At 66.0% G+C, this 17,805-nt stretch carries 14 protein-coding genes and 1 riboswitch; of the genes, 8 read left to right on the top strand and 6 right to left on the bottom strand.

What is annotated here, in order from left to right:
- Positions 1–6 precede the first annotated feature (6 nt).
- On the bottom strand, positions 7–675 hold the full coding sequence (locus tag R2K23_RS08985) for a thioredoxin domain-containing protein (protein ID WP_316516120.1): 669 nt from the start codon (positions 673–675) through the stop codon (positions 7–9).
- Positions 676–796: 121 nt separating this feature from the next.
- Between R2K23_RS08985 and R2K23_RS08980 the strand changes: the two genes are divergently transcribed.
- Positions 797–1,165, top strand: a complete 369-nt coding sequence (locus R2K23_RS08980; protein WP_316516119.1) for a SpoIIAA family protein — start codon at positions 797–799, stop codon at positions 1,163–1,165.
- A gap of 3 nt (positions 1,166–1,168) precedes the next feature.
- On the opposite strand, the gene R2K23_RS08975 is transcribed toward R2K23_RS08980, so the two are convergent.
- Both R2K23_RS08975 and R2K23_RS08970 read right to left on the bottom strand, forming a co-directional pair.
- Positions 1,169–1,711, bottom strand: coding sequence for a class I SAM-dependent methyltransferase (locus tag R2K23_RS08975; protein ID WP_316516118.1), 543 nt, complete (start codon positions 1,709–1,711; stop codon positions 1,169–1,171).
- A 23-nt stretch (positions 1,712–1,734) separates the two neighbouring features.
- On the bottom strand, positions 1,735–2,076 hold the full coding sequence (locus R2K23_RS08970; RefSeq protein ID WP_316516117.1) for a nucleoside triphosphate pyrophosphohydrolase: 342 nt from the start codon (positions 2,074–2,076) through the stop codon (positions 1,735–1,737).
- 71 nt (positions 2,077–2,147) lie between these two features.
- Here R2K23_RS08970 and R2K23_RS08965 point away from each other — a divergent pair, with 71 nt between their 5' ends.
- The 6 genes from R2K23_RS08965 to R2K23_RS08940 all read left to right on the top strand — a co-directional run bounded on the left by R2K23_RS08965 (position 2,148) and on the right by R2K23_RS08940 (position 7,710).
- Complete coding sequence (locus R2K23_RS08965; RefSeq protein ID WP_316516116.1) at positions 2,148–3,227, top strand: HNH endonuclease; 1,080 nt, start codon at positions 2,148–2,150, stop codon at positions 3,225–3,227.
- Between the two features lie 69 nt (positions 3,228–3,296).
- Positions 3,297–3,677: a hypothetical protein gene (locus R2K23_RS08960; protein WP_316516115.1), complete on the top strand. Its 381-nt coding sequence runs from the start codon at positions 3,297–3,299 to the stop codon at positions 3,675–3,677.
- A 22-nt stretch (positions 3,678–3,699) separates the two neighbouring features.
- Positions 3,700–4,344: a VWA domain-containing protein gene (locus tag R2K23_RS08955; protein WP_316516114.1), complete on the top strand. Its 645-nt coding sequence runs from the start codon at positions 3,700–3,702 to the stop codon at positions 4,342–4,344.
- Positions 4,345–4,476: 132 nt separating this feature from the next.
- Positions 4,477–4,588, top strand: a riboswitch (SAM riboswitch).
- Between the two features lie 33 nt (positions 4,589–4,621).
- Positions 4,622–4,969: a hypothetical protein gene (locus R2K23_RS08950; protein WP_316516113.1), complete on the top strand. Its 348-nt coding sequence runs from the start codon at positions 4,622–4,624 to the stop codon at positions 4,967–4,969.
- A 211-nt stretch (positions 4,970–5,180) separates the two neighbouring features.
- Positions 5,181–6,188 (top strand): metallophosphoesterase, encoded by a 1,008-nt coding sequence (locus R2K23_RS08945; RefSeq protein WP_316516112.1) that lies wholly within the window; start codon positions 5,181–5,183, stop codon positions 6,186–6,188.
- A gap of 85 nt (positions 6,189–6,273) precedes the next feature.
- On the top strand, positions 6,274–7,710 hold the full coding sequence (locus R2K23_RS08940) for an ADP-ribosylglycohydrolase family protein (RefSeq protein WP_316516111.1): 1,437 nt from the start codon (positions 6,274–6,276) through the stop codon (positions 7,708–7,710).
- A gap of 189 nt (positions 7,711–7,899) precedes the next feature.
- Here R2K23_RS08940 and R2K23_RS08935 read toward each other — a convergent pair whose 3' ends face one another.
- The 3 genes from R2K23_RS08935 to R2K23_RS08925 all read right to left on the bottom strand — a co-directional run bounded on the left by R2K23_RS08935 (position 7,900) and on the right by R2K23_RS08925 (position 15,509).
- Entirely contained in the window at positions 7,900–8,415 is a 516-nt protein-coding gene (locus tag R2K23_RS08935) for a Repressor-like immunity protein (protein ID WP_316516110.1), read from the bottom strand.
- A gap of 393 nt (positions 8,416–8,808) precedes the next feature.
- Entirely contained in the window at positions 8,809–9,177 is a 369-nt protein-coding gene (locus R2K23_RS08930) for a hypothetical protein (protein WP_316516109.1), read from the bottom strand.
- Positions 9,174–15,509 carry a DUF3320 domain-containing protein gene (locus R2K23_RS08925; protein ID WP_396893307.1) on the bottom strand — a complete coding sequence of 2,112 codons (6,336 nt, stop codon included), beginning with the start codon at positions 15,507–15,509 and terminating at the stop codon, positions 9,174–9,176. The genes R2K23_RS08930 and R2K23_RS08925 overlap by 4 nt, the downstream gene beginning before the upstream one ends.
- A 468-nt stretch (positions 15,510–15,977) precedes the next feature.
- Here R2K23_RS08925 and R2K23_RS08920 point away from each other — a divergent pair, with 468 nt between their 5' ends.
- Entirely contained in the window at positions 15,978–17,750 is a 1,773-nt protein-coding gene (locus R2K23_RS08920) for a DEAD/DEAH box helicase (RefSeq protein ID WP_316516107.1), read from the top strand.
- Positions 17,751–17,805 lie beyond the last annotated feature (55 nt).

Raw genomic sequence — 17,805 nt, 5'->3', positions numbered from 1 at the left:
GGCGGTTCAGCTCGGGAGTCGGGCCAGCCAGTCGGAGTTTCCATCCACGGCCTGGCCGTCGACCACGACGCGCGGGACGCCGGATTCGGGCAGGTCGCGCAGCAGGGTGATGTTGTAGGCGGCGATGGCGCGCGGGTCCAGGCCGATCGGGAAGCCGAACTTGATGAGCTCCCCGGCCAGGTGCGGTGCCCCGGCCCGGTCGGCGAGACCGGCCAGTTGATCGTTGGACAGGTCGGTGGGTCCGTGGCGTCGCGGCTGGTTCTCGGCGGCGAAGATCTCCCGGATGAAGTTCCAGGTGACGGCACTGGACGCCGACTGGCCGGCGACCACGTAGGCGGCGTAGATGGCCCGGTAGTCGTAGCTGCCGCTGGCCGAATCCTTGTCGAGGAAGTCGACGAACCGCACGTTGACGTGCAGGGTGCCGGCCTCGATGCGTCGGCCGATCTCCTCGCCCTGGGCCTGGATCATCTTCCCGCTGTAGAGGCACAGCGGGTCCAGGTAGAGGTCGACCTGGCCGGGAGCGGCGGGATCGCCGATGGAGATCGCAGTGCCGGCTGGTCCGGCCGGGCCCGCGTGGGCGAGGCCGGCGGCGGGGGTGCCCAGCAATAGGGCACCGACGAGGGCCAGGACGGCACCGACGGCGTAGATCGACCGGTTCACCCGTGTTCGGCTCATGGGTTCCATAATGTCGTACCCGCGGCAGTGGTCGGCGCGGGTATCTGGGGCGACGCGGGTTTCCGCAGGCTTTCGCGGACGCGAGTAGCGTGGATCTCGGGCACTTTCAGGGGGTGAAACCGTGATCGAGATGCTGACCGATATGCCGGAGGGCGTGGCCGGGATTCGCGTCACCGGCAGGGTGACCGGCGACGATCTGCGCGCCTTCGAACCGAAGATGCGCCAGCTGTTGGAGACCGACGAGGTCCGGTTCGTCGAGGTCATCGACCCGGACTACGAGGGCTTCGGGCGCGGCGGGCTGGCCGAGGACATCAAGATGGGCTTCGGCGTGCTGTTCAAACACCACTCCGCGTTCAAGCGGATGGCGGTGGTCACCGACACGGAGTGGATCTTGCACACCCTGCACGTGCTCGGGTGGATGGTGCCCGGTGAGTTCAAGATCTTCGGGCACGATCAGCTGGAGCAGGCCAAGCAGTGGGCGGCGGGCTGAGGATTACTTGCGAGCCAGCAGCCAGGCTTCGCCGTCGCCCTCGCCGGAGGCGATCGTCTCGAGTTGGGCGAACGCGGCGGTCAATTCACCGGGCTTGGCCCGGAATCGTCCCGGCTGGGCGCCGACCTCGCTGAGGGCGCTGACGGCCAGCAGCGCGCCGGGCGCCAGCCGCTCGATGATCGCTCGGTCCAGTCGCGGATCCCGGAAACGGTGGCAGACGAAGACGTCGACGGGCGGTCCGGCGGGCAGGCCGCCGTCGAGGTCGACGACGTCGAAGCGGCAGATCTCGCCAACACCGTTGCGGGCGGCGAGGTCTCGGGCGTGGGCGATGGCGACCGGTGAGACGTCGACGCCCCACACGTGCAGTCCGCGACGCGCCAGCCAGACGCTGAATACGCCCGCGCCGCAGGCCAGTTCGAGCGCCTGGCCGGTGGCGGGGAATTCGTGTTCGTGGGCGGCGAAGGGTTCGGGCAGGGCGACCGCTTCCGGTGGGGCGCCCTGGTTCTCGTAGCGCGCGTCCCAGCGGAGGCGGTCCTGGGTGGTCACGGGGTCAGGGTACGGGGCACTGCTTACGCCGGCCCGGGTCGTCGCGTCGGTGGCGAAACATCGTTCTCCAGCCACACGCGCTGCGCGAAACCACCGCGTTCCGAGCGTTTGCGCGCGGCGGTGGCCACGATGTCCTCGACCGTCCGGCCGTGCAGCGCGACCAGGGCGGCGAGGACCTCCAGGACATCGGCGGCCTCCTCGAGGACCGCGTCCGCACCGCCGGCGTCGCGCAGCTCGGCGACCTCCTCGCCGAGTTTGGCATCGAGCGCGGCGCGGTAGTCCGCATCGGAAAGGCGGCGCGTGACGGGTTCGCGGCCCGACGCGCGAATGATGTCGGGAATTCGGTCTCGCACAAGTTTGGCCATCACTGTCAGTCCCCCTCGCCATAATGCGTTGATGGATGTGTACCGCACGTGGACGACAGCGGTGGGGCGCCGTGACTGAACCGGCCGATCCCCTGCTGCTGGGCCAGCGCGTGGTGGCCATCCTGGAAACCGGATTGCGCACCGCCACCTACAAACTGGCGACGTTGATGGCGCTGCTGGAGCACTGCGTCGAGAACCTACCGGCCGACCCTGCCGCCGTCCTCGACGTACCCATCCCCGAGCTGGCGCACCGGGTGCTGGGCATCTATTGGCAACAGGTGCGCCCGTTCGACGGCCACGAGTTGCGCCAATCGACGGTGTCCACGGCGCGCATCCTCAATGCCACGCGCACACTGCAGCAGGCCGCGGATTCGCGCAGGCGGGGCCTGTCGGTGGACATCGCGCGCCTGCGGGCCCCGCAGGACTACCAGCGCGCCATCGACGCCATCACGCTGTGCCTGGCCCAGCAACCGCTGCACCGGCTGCAGAAGCTGCCCGGCGCGTCGACCAGCGACGCGTTCCTCTACGACGACGCCTTCCTGCACGACAAGGTGAGCCTCGCGACCCTGCGCGCGCACGGCAATGCCGTCCAACTCAAACCCGGCGTCGCCCACGGCTTGGCCCGGCTGGCCGGCCTGCTGAAACCGGCGCTGGAGATCATGTGGGTCGACGACGTGCGCCGCATGAACAAGTTCCTCGACGCCGAGGTACCCGACGTCGCCGGGCATCTGTTCGGCCGCGAGCGCACCGCCTTGGCGGTAGTCCGCGGACCGCTCAAGGAAGCCTTTGGACCGCACTGCTTTTACTGCCGGACGCACCTGCCCGCCAACAATCCCGTCGACCATGTCCTGCCGTGGTCCATGGTCGGCATCGATGGCTTGGCCAATCTGGTGTTGGCGTGTGCGCGCTGCAACGGGGACAAGAGCGGCGCGTTGCCGGCCATGGGCCTCGTGGATCGAGTGCTGGACCGCGACGTCGGCGTGCTCGAGGAGCTGGCGACGGCATTGCAGTGGCCCACGCAGCGTTCGCGGGTGGTCGCGGCCGCCCGCGGGATCTACCTGGGCCAGCCCGCGGGGGTGCCGACGTGGTCAGGGTATCGGCGCCGGGAGCGGTTGGATATCAGCTTTGCGCCGTGGTGGATGGGGGCGTGAGGCCCATGGCAACCCGCAGATCGATCCGCAGTTATTGCGGAATCCGCACATTGTGCGGTATGGTGGCCCATGTCCAATCGGTACGAACAAATACGCGCCGACCTCACCCGAGCCGAGACCGCCGAATCCGCAGACGATGCGCTGCGACACCTCCGGTCGATCCTCGAGGAGGTCAGTCAGCTGCTCGACGAGCAACTGGCCCGTGCCGTCGTCGACGACGAGATGTCGATCGCGGCCGCCGGCAAGAGCGCCGGCCTGAGCGAGAACGCGGTCGGCCCGCGTCTGGCCAGCACGCCCAGACTGAGCCCCTACGTGACCTCCGGTGACCGGATCACCGCCGAGGACGTCCGCCGCGCCCGCAACGACAAGCACGCCCGCACTCCCCTGCCACCAGCGCCCGCTCCCGAGCCAATGCGGTTCAAACCGCGTCGAAACACCAAGCCTCGCTAGACAAATCAGAAAGAAGGCCGCCATGTCGAACCCGAACCTCACCCTCATCGCCTTCCTGCTCGATCGGTCCGGTTCGATGCAGTCGATCAAGTCCGACGTCGTCGGCGGCTTCGATGCGTTCCTGACCGAGCAGCGCGCCGGCGACGGCGACTGCCTGGTGACCCTGGCCCAGTTCGACAACGAGTACGAGGTCGTCTACCGCGCCAAGCCGCTGGCCGAAGTGCCCCCTCTGGTCCTCAACCCGCGCAACAGCACCGCGCTGCTGGATTCGATGGGCAAGCTGATCACCGACACCGCCGCCGAAATCGATGCTCTCGATGAGGACGACAAGCCGGGCACGGTGATCGTGGCGATCATGACCGACGGCATGGAGAACTCGAGCCGCGAATGGCGCCGCCCCGACATCAAGGCCCTGGTCGAACAGCAGACCAACGAGTTCGGCTGGCAGTTCCTCTACATGGGTGCCGATCAGGATGCGGTGGAGGTGGGCAAGGACCTCGGCGTGCGCGCCGAGCAGGCGGTCACCTACGCGCGGGGCAAGTCCCGCGAGGCGATGATGGCGGTGTCCGGCAATGTCCGCGCGTATCGCACCGCCAAGCTCGAGGATTCGCTCGCGGCGATGCCGGGGTTCAGTGACGAGCAGCGCTCGGAGCTGGCGGAGGACTGAGTCTGCCGGGGGCGCGACGCCAACGGGCCGTTGCCGCCCGGGGACTGGGGATTCCGTTGCTGAAGAGAATGATTCGAGTCTCGTCAGCGCTTTCGACGCAGCCTGTCGGTGGCCCCGGTTATAGTCGGGGTGCGTCATGAGATGCCGTCGCCAAGCTCCGACTCGGCGGCACGCCAACCCCACGCTCGTGGGTGGCTCGGATGACGACGCGGCCCGCGCCGACCGGTGCGGGCAAGAGCGCCTCTCGTAGCAGGGGCACGGATACGGGGGTATCTCGATGGTTCAGACGAAGTTCTGCGGCTCCATTGCTCCGGGACACCGCATGCACTGGATACAGGCCAAGAAGGCGTGCGATCCCGACGTGCCCTTCATCGCAGTGAAGGTCGTTGCCGTCCACGACGACGGGTACTTCGATATCGAAGGTGACGATCTCAGCCTCACCCTGTGGCATCACGACGCGACAGACCTGCCGCTGGCATTGACGTTCGGCGGCCGGGCCGAGTGGAAGCGCCGGTTCCGGGTGCTGCACATAGTGTCGCTCGGCACCATTCATGTCGCCACTCCAGAACAAGTGCGGCCCTGCGTCCCGCCGAGCCGGCGGCCGGCCCCCGCCGGTGTTGCCTGAGACGGGCGCCGAGCCGCGATGGCGAAGAGCTCCAGGGTGAATGCGATTACGGACGCCGAGTTGCTGGCCCGTTACCGGAGGAAGCACGGAAGCCCTTACATGCCACTCGCGCTGGCCAGGAGATTCGCCGACGCGCGACAGCCCGTCTTGCTCTGACGGTTCCGGTGGGGAGGAATACACAATGAACGATCAATTACGAGGCGGGCCCGGGATGGCTTCTGGGGCGGTCGAAGGCTACGACATCATCGGCGACGTCCACGGATGCGCCACCCAGCTCGAAGAACTTCTCGCCGAACTCGGCTACCGAATGGTCGACGGCACCGGCGAATACCGCCATCCGAGTCGCCGGGTGATCTTCGTCGGCGATCTGATCGACACGGGTGCCGAGCAGCTTCGGGTGCTCGAGGTGGTCAAGGCCATGGCCGATGCGGGGAGCGCACTGGCTGTGATGGGCAACCACGAGTTCAACGCCCTTGCCTATCACACCGAATGGCCGCCGGGCAGCGGCCAATACCTGCGGGCACACGGCGATCCGAACGATGCCCGATTCGGGAAGAACACCAGGCAGCACTGGGCGTTCCTCGAGCAGGTCACCGGCGCGGACCGGCAGCGGTACCTGGAGTGGTTCGCGACGCTTCCGCTGTGGCTTGACCTGGGCGACCTGCGCGTGGTGCACGCCTGCTGGCACGCGGAATCAATCGCGGTGGTCCAGCGGCGGTGCGGGACCGTCACCCCGTTCGACAAGCTGGATCACCTGGTGGCGGCCAACTCCGAGGGCGACCCTCTGCATGCTGCCATCGAGACGCTCCTCAAGGGGCCAGAGATCAGCCTGAGTGACCACGGCCAGCCGGCCCACCTCGACGGCAAAGGCACGCCGCGCAGTCATGCTCGCGTGCAGTGGTGGAACAGCAACGCCCGCACGTTGCGCGAGATCGCGGTGATCGCAAGCCATTACACCACCGACAACGGCGATCCCTATCCCGAGTTACCGCACCTGGACGTCCCGGCCGAGAGCCAGTCGTTCGTCTATACCGACGACATCCCGGTGTTCTACGGCCACTACTGGCGGCAGGGCCCGCCCCGGCGGCAGCACGACTGGACGGACCACACCGCCTGCGTGGACTTCAGCGCCGTCGCCGGTGGTGCACTCACCGCCTACCGCTGGTCGGGCGAGAACCGGATCACGCCCGAGCACTTCGTGACAGCCGGGGGGTGCTGAGCCGCCCGCGGGCCCACCCGCGAGGGCGGCGTCAGTCAAACAGGAACTTGCGCAGAAGCGCACAAATCTAGAACGGGGGGTTGCGATGTCAGCACTGCATGACCGAATCGAGGGTGTCCTGCTGGGCACGGCGGCCGGCGATGCGCTGGGCGCACCGTACGAGTTTCAGCCGCCGCGGGGCCCCGAGTTGCCGGTGGAGATGGTCGGGGGCGGACCGTGGGCGCCCGGTGAGTGGACCGACGACACCGCCATGGCCGTCGCCATCGCAGAAGTCGCCGCGACGGGCGCCGATCTGCGCGACGCGGTGGCGCAGGATGCGATCGTGACTCGTTGGCGGGAGTGGTCTTTGGACGCGAAGGATGTCGGTATCCAGACCAGGTCGGTGTTCCGTGCCGCCGCGCGCGGTGGGGAGGTCACCGCGGCCAGTGCACGTACCGCGGCGGTGACGTTGCATGAGCAGACGGGCCGCACCGCCGGCAACGGCTCGTTGATGCGGACCGCGCCGATCGCCCTGGCCTATCTCGACGACGAGGACGCCTTGGTCGCGGCCGCGCGCGCGATCAGCGAGCTCACCCACTTCGACCCCGACGCCGCCGATGCGACGGTGTTGTGGTCATGCGCGATCCGGCATGCGGTGTTGACCGCCGAGCTGGATGTGCGGATCGGACTGCGCCACATCGACGTTGCCCGTCGCGATGTTTGGTCCGAGCGGATCGCAGAGGCCGAAGCCTCCCGGCCGTCGGATTTCGCCAACAACGGCTGGGTGGTCGCCGCGCTGCAGGCCGCGTGGTCGGCCATCGCGACGACCACGACGGCGCCCGGAACCCACCGCGCGGAGCATCTGCGGTGCGGTCTCGACGCGGCGGTCCGGGCCGGCAATGACACCGACACGGTCGCCGCGATCGCCGGTGGTCTGCTCGGCGCCGCGTACGGCGCCTCAGCCGTGCCGTTGGAGTGGCGGTACCTGCTGCACGGTTGGCCGGGCATCACCGGGCGGGGGTTGGTGAAGCTGGCGACGACGATCCACCGCAAGGGACGTGCCGTCCCCGAGCCGACCTATCCGGGCTCACGGGTCGGCACGCTGGCTCCCCACCCCTACGATCCGCAGGTTCTGCTCGGCGGTGTCGGTGTGCTGTCTCAGTTGCCGGCCGAGGTGGACGCGGTGGTGTCGCTGTGTCGGGTGGCCGATTCCGACGTTCCCGCGGGCAGGCCGCACGTCGAGGTGCGCCTCATCGACAGGACCGATCCCGACGAGAACCCGCATTTGGACTTCGTCCTGCTCGACACCGTGCGCGCGATCGAAGCTCTTCGGGCGCAGGGCCGGACGGTGCTGGTGCATTGCGCCGAGGCCTACAGCCGCACCCCGACCGTCGCAGCGCTGTACGGGGCGCGGCTGCGCGGGGTCAGCGTGAACGAGGCGTTGCAGGATGTGCTCGCTGTGCTGCCCGATGCGAATCCGAATGCCGCGTTTCGGGAGGCGTTGCGGCGGTTGGGAGAGTTTGATGTGTCAATTACTGCATAGGACCTTCGTTCTTCACTGCAGACGCCTCGAACCAGGCACCCCTCATCACCACTACGGCGCCACCAGATGGTGGATTGCGAACCGTTTTTCCCGCCCGGACGGGATCAACTCTTAGTGGTTTACGCCCTAATTGTGCAACGGCCATCCGAACATCCACTGACTGGAACGACTCGGAAGAAGAGATGATAACTAAATGGCGCTGTCCGATGGCCAACTCCAGATTCGCTTTCCCTCTGGCGTCCAATTAGTGACGTGCTCGTTCATCCTGATCAGGAGATCACCGTCCTCGGCCTTCCGAGGAACGTACCGGAAACCGCCGCCCGCCATCCCCCGCGCTGGCGGGATATCCGGATCGAATTCCACAACAACGTCCGCATCCCGCAGCATCTTCCACCACGCCAGTAGCCGTGACTTCTTATCGTCGCTCATGCCCTTCCCCTTGGTGATCACGAACTCCCCGTGATCTCGGAGGCGTTGATAGGGCTTCGATTTGCCATGTACGGCCGTGGTAATCCAGGGCCACGCCGCTTGAATCTCCTGTCGCGGCGTCAGGTGTCCCCCATAGGTTTTCTTCTGCCATGAAACGGCTTGCCTCGACACCCCGTGCATCTCGGCAATCTCACTCTGGTTGTATCCCCTCCGTCTCAGCTCTTCGACTTCGCTGAAGATTAGAGCCTTCCTGTCGAGGCGCTGTTTGCCGCCCATGTTTCTCCTACCAAGGTTAATTTGCACAGTGGGTGTCAAGTGGTTCGATCACAAATATGGGAGTCTGCACAATCCAAGCTGGAAGCAGCCGCGTAGAGACTAACAGTCTAAGTGTCACCTACGAATTGGGCGTGGTCCACGTGACGCCGCTGGCATAACACGCGAAGTCCAAGTCGTCACCCTACGGCTTCTGGGGGTATCACCATCGAGCCGAGAACAGCGATCCTCCGCGATTACGACTACTGTTGTTCAGTGCGGGTGCTTCCGCTGTCTACCTGTTCCAGGGGCCCGGCAGTGTGTTGCCGCTCGTCGGCGACCTCATGCCTCGGGCAGCGACTTTTCACGTCCTCGGGCTCACCATCCAGTCGTGCTCAAACAAACCAGCGCAGTTCCTCATTCGGCCGGATCCTCCAACTCGAGAACCGTGGGCCTCGTCGATCGAATGCGAACCTCAGGAAACTTCGCCACCAACGCACACACGAACGCGGATCGCTTCACGTTCAGCTCGTTGAGCAGCTCCTGCTGACTCAGTTCCCCCTTGTCGCACAGGCGCTCCCACGCGGCGGCAATCATCCAAGCCGGCACCAGCTGCGGCCCGGTCCCAAGACTCATCGATCGCTCGGTTTCGACCAGCACGCCATCGCGACGCACCTCGGTGATGCGGTTGAGGTTCTTCGTCGACAACGTCAAGATCGCAGTCCCAGGACCCGCCACGTCGGACACCCGCTCGAACAGGTCGTCATCGAATTCGGCTGCGCTCATGGCGAGCCAACCACCACGACTCCCGAGGGGAGTTGCTTGAGCACGCCCGCCGCCAGCGCACGTTCCAAGGCCGCGTCCAGTCGCGCCCCGATGTCCTTGGTGATCCGGACGCCGCCGAACAACGCCAGCGCGTCACGTTTCAGGTCATCAACTGCGCTACCGCCGCTCTGCTCAGCCACTATGCGCATCGCATTGCCGATCTCGACCAGGCTCACCTCGGCCAGGGGGCGCCCCTCCCCGCGCTTCGAGGTCCGGACCGTCCGCCACGTGCCCGGTTCAAGACCGCGGGGCCAGTAGAACTCCCGATCGTCCGTGCGCGCATACTCCGCGGGTACCACCCGTTGAATCGCCTTCGAACGAGCCGAGTTGACCCGCCCGAGACCGAAGGCGCCGGCCACCAGCTTCGCCAGCCGGTCACGCTGCACCGGGCCCTCGGTTTCGACGATCGATTCCACGATTTTGACCACATGAGACCGGTTGTAGCTGGTGTGGATGTCGTCGAGGACGCTGACGCTGCCGATCACCACCGGCGTCCATGTTTCGAAATTTGTGAGGTCGGCGTGCCGCCGAGGCGCCGCGGGTGTCGGCGCTGTGGCGGCAGACCGGAACGCCGGCGTTTCTTCCTTGACCTGCTCGGGAACAACCGACGGCGTGGGCGGCACCACCTCGGTCACCCTCGGCTCGAGCTTGCGCTGCTTCGCAGCGGCAACCGCCTCCCGCAAGCGCGTCACCGTCTCGTCGCGCTGACTCAGCCACTCGGGCAGCCAAACCCGTTCCACGCCAGGCCAATGCAGCAGCGTCGACAGCACGTCCACCGGCAATCCGTCACGATCGGCCACCGTCCGGCGTCCGTACCACTCCGGGCCATCCAGCAGGACGGCGAGCAGCGGTTCTTCCGGCTGGTCGGGGTCGGCGATGACCAGGTCGACGCGGAAGTCGGACAGACCCACATCCACGGATACGGCGAACCCTTCCCGGCGTAGCGCCGCAGCGATGTCGTCACGATGCCGGTCGATCACCGCGGTGCGCCGGCCGCCTTGAGTGATGGTGTCCACGCCCCGATGCGCCATTTCCAGGTATGCACGCAAATGTTTGGTGCCGACCTGGGTGGTTTCCTCGGCCCGCAGTTCGGTGGGCTCGAAGCTGGCGTACAGCACCACCTCTCGTCGCGCACGGGTGATCGCCACGTTCAGGCGCCGCTCACCGCCCGGTCGGGACAACGGTCCGAAGTTGAGCGGCACGACACCCTTGTCGTTCTTGCTGAAGGCCACCGAGAACAGGATGGTGTCGCGCTCGTCGCCCTGCACGTTCTCGAGGTTCTTGACAAAGAGCCCGTCCGGCTCGTCCAACGCCTGCAGCAGCCGATCGTCACCGGCGTCGCGCAACATGTTCTCGATGAGATCGCGCTGCTGCGCGTTGAAGGTGATCACCCCGATCGACGGGGCGACATCCGGTGACGAGGCGAACCGGCTACGGATGTCCGCCACGATCCGTTCCGCTTCGACACGGTTGGTGCGTAACGTCTTCCCGCGGCCGGACCGCTCGAAGTGTCCATCGACCCGAACAAGCGAGATACCGTGTCCCGAGGCCGGCGCCAACGGCGCGGGGAACGATGCCAACCGTCCGCCGTAGTAGTGCAGATTGCTGAACGCGATCAGCGCCTCGTCCTGGCTGCGGTAGTGCCAAGACAGCCACTGCTGCGGCACCAGCGACTGCACACATTCGCTGAGGATGGACTCCTCATCGGCCACCACCTCGGGATTGACGTCCTCATCGAGATCATCGACGGAAGCGCTCGCATCGGCGAAACTGGTCGGCGGCATCTGCTTGCTGTCCCCGACCACCACAACCGATTTCGCGCGGCCCATCGCACCGATCGCATCCGCGACGCGAATCTGCGACGCCTCGTCGAAGACCACGATGTCGAACACGTTGGCGTGCGCCGGGAAGAAGCGGGCAACGGAATCGGGGCTCATCAGCGTGCACGGCAGGATCCGGGTGATCAGATCGCCGAAGTTGTCCATCAGGCCCCGGACACTCATGCCGCCGCGTTTGCGGTCCAATTGTCTTTTCAGCAAGCCGATCTGGCCGCTCTCGGCGAAAGCGTCGAAGGTGCGGCTTTCGAGCAGTTGAGCGGGGATCGATCGGCAGAGCTCGTCGCGAATGGCCGTCGCGCTGGTGGTGAACCGCTGGATCGCCTTGCCGTGCGCCGCCACGTCGAAATCGCTCAGCCCGCTGGCGTCGAGACGCTCGGCGATCGACGCGATCGCCACGCCGCGGTCGAACGCCAGGCTGGCGTCCTCGGCCACGATCTCACCCGCAAGGATCGACTTCCTGGCGTCCGGCATATCTGCGACGAGCAACGGCTCGACGTGGTGCAGAAGCGCGATCCAACGCTCGAGAGTCGCCACGGACTCCAAGTTGCGGGCTCCCCGTGTGGCCCACCACTGACCGATGAAACCAAGGCCACCGGCCCACCGCTGCAGCTGGTCGGGCGATGCGCCCGACGCAGACATCAGGTTCCGCCACCCTGCTGACAAAGCATTCAGGGTGGCCGCCATGGCGCCGGTCTGAGTCTCGCTGTAGAACTTTCGCAGATCGGCAACACGCGGGTCGGCCGGCGCCTGCGACAAGACCGCGCCGATGCGCCGCAGGGCCGCGAAGCTCTGCGTGAGATGCCCGGCGTCCTCGGCGATCAACGGGTTCCGCGGCCGGTCGAACACCGTCACCGGTAGCGCTGCCACCCGCTGTCGGAGATCGGTGACAACGGCGTGGGTGTCCTGCATCTCGGCCGTCACGGCCGACAGGGTCTTGAGCTTGACCTCCGCGGGATCGACCGCCAGCACCGTCGTCAATTTCTCCAGCACCGCGCGGCGGCGCTTCTTGCGGCCAAAGAATCCGGACTCGTCGGCCGCCACCGCTTCGGCGTGGATGGCCGGGATGTCGAGATCCATCGCGGCGGGAGTCGCAGTGGCCAGCCAAGCGGGTGGCGTCTGCAGACTCGCGAGGAGTTGTTCGATGCCGACGACGTGTGTCTGCCACTCCTTGGTGGCGACGGCATCGATGCCCGCCAGCGGGTAGCGCGGCTCGTTCGTCAGCCGTGCCCATTCGTCGATGGCCTCTGGCCGGTCGCATCTGCCCACAGCATCCAAAGCCACACCGTTGTCGACGAGTCCGGCCAGGGCCGCATCGAATGCGACGGCGGCAGCGTGGATTCCGACGGGGTCCAACCCCGATGACGGAATGGCGTCGATGAAGGCCCACGGATGGTCCGGCCGAGGGCGGGCATCATCGAACTTTTCCGGCAGGGTGCGAAGAGCCTGCGCCACGTTGTCGAAGACGACGGGATCAGTGGCGGTCACAAGGCTTCTCGGGACCGTCAGCGGCTCGACGTCCTGGTCGGCGGCCAGCTCCGAAGATCGGGCGGTGTACAGGGAATGCCCCACCGCGTTGCGTTCATGGAGCCGATCGGCATACCGGGCCAAGCTGTGCCGGCTCGACTCGGCCACTTGGAGTTTGGTCCGCAGCAAATCGGCGTCATGGCTGAGTCGGAGTTCGAGGGCGTGTTTGATCTGGGCGCGTACGGCGGCCGGACGCGCGGATTTGTCGTGGATGTCCAGCGACAGCTCCCCCAGACCGACACTCTCGAGTCGCTTCTTGACCACGTCCAGTGCCGCACGCTTCTCCGCGACGAACAACACCCGCCGACCGGAGGCCATGGCGTGCGCAAGCAGATTGGTGATGGTCTGCGACTTGCCGGTTCCCGGCGGACCCTCGAGAACAAAGGTCCGGCCCGCGACGGCGTCGGCGACGGCACGCAACTGGGAGGCATCGGCGGGCACCGGAACCGTGGTACTCAATGCATCGAGATCAACCTCGACGGTTTCGCCGACGGGATCGGTGAACGGCTTCTGTGGATTCTCGATCAGATGGCGAACCAAACTGTTGCCGGACAACTCCTTCCACGACTCGTCGAGATCCTTCCACAGCGGGAACTTCGCAAACTGCAGGATCGACAGATGCACACTGTCTTCCACCAGGTACGGCAGGCCGGCGTCGGCGACCGCGCGACGCACCGCGTCGAACGTGCCCTTCAGGTCGATACCCGAAGCGTCCTCATCCGGCTTGGCGAGCGCGGGAATCTCCAGACCCAGTGCAGTACGCAACTTCTCGACCAGGCAGTAGTTCGGGGTGGATGCCCCGGTGTCATCCATGGTGATCACATACCGCTCACCGCGGTTGGTGGTGCTCAGCGTGACCGGCACCAGCACCAGCGGCGAGCGCAGCGGGCGGTCATTGAGTTGCCAGGTGAGCATGCCGAAGGCGAGATAGAGGTTGTTGGCGCCGGTTTCCTCGCGGATGGTCTTGGCCTTGTTCGCCAGGTACCGCAGCTTCGTCTTGTACGACGCTGCGGTGATGTCGATGTAGGCGTTGCGCTTGTCCGCGAGCAGGATCTCCCGTTCGGTCTCGGGCAGGTCCCGGCCGAAGCGCACCCCGCGCGCGATGTCGACGTTCTGCACTTCATCGGAGCCCAGCAGCGTGAAGCCCGCTCCGGCGTTGACCGCGTCTTCGAATCGACTGAGCGCGGGGCCGGGAACCTCTAGTCGGTAACCGGCGCGGTCGGTGTAGTTGATGAGTTTGTTACGCAGGCTGAGGTCCAGCAGTGCGTTCTTCCACTGTTTGACCCGGGGCGGAACAGTCTCGGTCTGCTCGGCCGGCTTGGTTTCCCCTGGAACATACGGCGCGAAGACCGGTCCCTCGGCGGGCTTGTATTCGGAGACCACCACATTGCCGGCCTCGTCGGTGCTGCGGCTCGGCAGTGGGTAGATCCGGGCCCGCCGGGCTTGCCGGATGTCGGTGACCCCGAGTACGTCGGTCAGGTCCATGAGGTGTCGCGTGCGTGCCGCCCGGCAGGCGTCGTCGAAGGTGGCCTCGGGGACGGACTGAGTCACCATTGTGGTCTCGATGAGTCCGATGTTGCCGAGGTCGACCTGGTTGACCACCTCGACGGCTTCAGTGGTGGAAACGGCGGCGAGAGCGCCGTCGATGCGCCAGTAGCCGAGGAAGGCGTGCCCGCGGAGCAGCCAGATCGTCGAGTTGATTCCGCATTGTTCAAGGAGGGCGGCCAGGACCAGCGTGGTATCCAGGCAGGTTCCGAGTCGGCCTTCGAGGACCTCCGCCGGTGTCCGGACCTTCTGCCCGATGTCACCCCAGCTGGCGGGCGGCTCCGCGTAGCGAACGTCACGGGCCTTGACTGCGTCGAAGACTGCTCGCGCAATCGCGTCCACACGCTCGGGGTTCTCACTTTGGTACCCATCGACCGACGAGCTGCCGGTGGCGGCACCCAGCCGGTCGGAAATGTCGATCATCAGGGCGGCCACCGCGGCGGCATTGGGTTGGACGTGGGCGGCCAGAACCTCGAGGGCGAGCTGTGGCGGGGTGGCCTTCCACTGGTTGGCCGCCAGGATGTTGACTTCCTTCGCGGTCTCGGCGAGCACCTCTCCGGCGCTGTCGCGCAATACCGCCCGGATGTCACCGGGACGCTGCTCGTCGACCCGCAGCATCGACGCCGGGTCGAGCCTGAGATCGACGGTGCTCAGGACAGTCGGTTGATGCGCCAGCAAGTCGACGTGAATCTCAGCCGGTCCGCCGTGGGAGCCTTCGGCGCTGACGACGTCGATCTCGAGCACCGCGCCTTGGCGGTCACCGCCGGTGTTGTCGACGGTGATCTGGTCGATGACCGGGATGCGGCAGTGCGCCATGGCGTAGCTGAGATCACCGATGGCAGCGACCTTGATGCGCGGCGCGTCGGCGGGCGGAGGCGGTTGCGGTGCCGGGTCTGGAGCCGGAGCAGTCTCGGACTGCGGTGGCTGCGGCGGCGCGGTTGGTGCCGCGATGGGCGCTACCGGCGCCTTCAGCTTCTGCACCTGCGCTGCGACCTCGGGGGCACCGATCGCCCGCAGAAGAAGTTCCGCGGAGTCGACGGCACGGTAGGTCTCGGCCACACTGAACTCGCCGGTGTGTGCCCACTTGTTGCGGACCTCCCGCAGTTCCTTGGCATAGATCTCGGCCTGCCTGGGCATCGCCCTGTTGAAGGGGTAGCCGAGGTCACCGAGGCGCTCGGTCATCGCCCGCAGCATCAGCGCCACGTCGCTGCCCCGATATTCGCCACCGCGCCGACCGTTGGCCGCGTCCTTGGCCTTGAGCAGGTCAACCCAGTCGGTACCGGGCGGGAGCGCCCGGTTGAGGACATGGGCGACGAAAGGCCCGAGTCCACCGGCCAGGGTCGTCAGGGTCTGCCCCACAAGCTGATGACATTCAACGGAATTCACAGTTCATACCCCCAGCTTTGGAGAGATTGCGGTCGGGGATACCCGGCGTGCGCACGACGGACAACCTCCCCAACAGTCCCCGAACACCGCGGCCCGAGCAGGGTTGCCGCCAGACAACCCACCAACAATCTGTAACGGCGTCAATTTCTGCGGATCGTAGCCGACGCCCTCGGTGCGGCGACCGCGGGGCGTGCGACTCCGTCTGTGATCGGTCACGGCTCTGTTTTCTCGGGTGCTGTGCCCGTGGGTGACGAGCCGATCAGGGTCGCATAGGGTACCGACAAGGCGTCGCAGGTTGCCGCACAAGGTGGAGTCGCTCGGCAAGAACAGCGAGTACTTCGGGCCCTCTGGTCACCCATTCGCTTCGGCTGCGCGCGAAGCGATTCGCGATCGCAAGAACTCTGAGAGGGTGGGTGGACATCAGATTGGCAGTGTTGACGAACACCAAGGCGTACAGAGGACGTGGCAATGCCGGCAGCCCTTCCTTCGGGAGAACTCACCGATCGAGATCGCGCAAAGATGATCCGGTTTCTGCAACGCACTGTGACACCACGCGAAGCGCGCGATGCGTTGTCGAGGTTCTCCACCGACAGTCGCGGACGTTCGATCGAATGGATCGTCGCGGCAGCGGAACAGGAGAAGGCTCCTCCCAAGTCGTTGCGCCTTCCCGACGACAGCGTCTACGAGTTGCTCGTCGAGCTCGCAGGTCCGGACCTCCTGTCAGACCGTGAACTGCGTCGCCTGATCGCCACCCATAGCCATCCACGAATCCTGGCCAAACTTCACGACTACTCCTCGACGACTCAGGGCAGCGGCGGGGACCGCTCCAAAGCCAACGCTGTCGCCCAACGAAAGTGGCACCCGGGCAAGTCTTGGGCGATGTACTTCGTCAAGACCATCAAGATGCCGCTCGCATTCGCAGGGTCCAAAGGCACCACCTCGTTGCCCGACACTCTCGAGGTCGAGCCCTGCGTCAAGTTGCCTGCCCTCGCCGACTTCCAGGTGGAGCTGTTCGACAAGCTGATCGAGGTTCTGGAACGGCCCGACGATGCCAACCGGGCCATCTTGACGCTACCCACCGGCGCCGGGAAAACCAGGACGGCGGTCGAAGCTCTCTTGAAATGGCGCCAGATGCGCGATGATCGGCCGCGAATCCTCTGGATCGCCCACAGCGACGAACTGTGCGAACAGGCGGTACAGGCTTTCCGAGAGGTGTGGTTCGACCTCGGACATGGCGATTCTTCGTTTCGCGAGACATTGACGATCGGTCGCCTCTGGTCAGACAAGAATGCAGTCCCTTCCGACTGCGGGGTGGTTGTCACGAGCATTCAGAAGCTCTACGCCGCGACACAGGACCGCGGGGCCGGCCTGAAGTCAGATGATCTTCAGGTCCTCGGAGAAAACCTGGGTGCGGTGGTGATCGACGAAGCGCACCGCGCGCTTGCCCCGAGCTATGGCAGCACGCTGAATGCCCTCGGCTTCAACTTCCGGCAGAAGCGGGCATCGACCGCCTTGATCGGCCTCACCGCGACGCCCCGCCGGGCGAACCGAGACGAGACCAACCGACTTCGTCGTCGCTTTCACAACAACATCCTCAACGTCCCCAGTCTGGGCGCCGATCCAGTCCAGTCATTGAGAGGTCGGGGTGTTCTGGCGAGGATCGAAGACGAAAGCCTCGACTACCACGCCCCCGCGATCGACCTGTCTCTCAACAAATCACACGCCGATCATTTCGAGAACTTCGACGACGTTCATCCGGAGGTTCTGACCAAACTCGGCGAAGAGCATCGAAGGAACCGCCGATTGGTCGAGCGTCTGCTGGGTCTCGACCCCACCTGGCCCGTACTCGTATTCGCTTGTTCCGTGCAGCACGCCCAGGCGGTGTCCAGTCTATTGCGGCGGCGCGGACGATCATCCGCCTGCGTGCTCGGCACGACACGGCCCGCGACTCGTCGGGCGACCATCGAGCGCTTTCGCAGCAACGAATTGTCGGTGCTATGCAACTACGGAGTGTTGACCACCGGGTTCGACGCCCCGTCGATCCGTTGTGTCGTCGTGGCAAGGCCGACAACCAGCCATGTGCTCTACGAGCAGATGATCGGACGCGGCCTGCGAGGCCCCGCGTTCGGCGGCACGGATAGGTGTCTGATCATCGATGTCGAGGACAACATCCAATGGCGCAACAAGCCGGCGACCGTTCACTACTCTGACCTCGAGAACGAGATGCGTCACGCGCTTTGAGGCGCGCCACGCTCTGTAGCCGCAGCTGCGCGTATACAAACAACCCAATATGGGT

This window comes from Mycolicibacterium sp. MU0050, from assembly GCF_963378085.1.
GTDB lineage: Bacteria > Actinomycetota > Actinomycetes > Mycobacteriales > Mycobacteriaceae > Mycobacterium > Mycobacterium wendilense.
The sequence above is the reverse complement of the archived record's forward strand: the minus strand, read 5'-3'. Positions and strand labels throughout refer to the sequence as shown.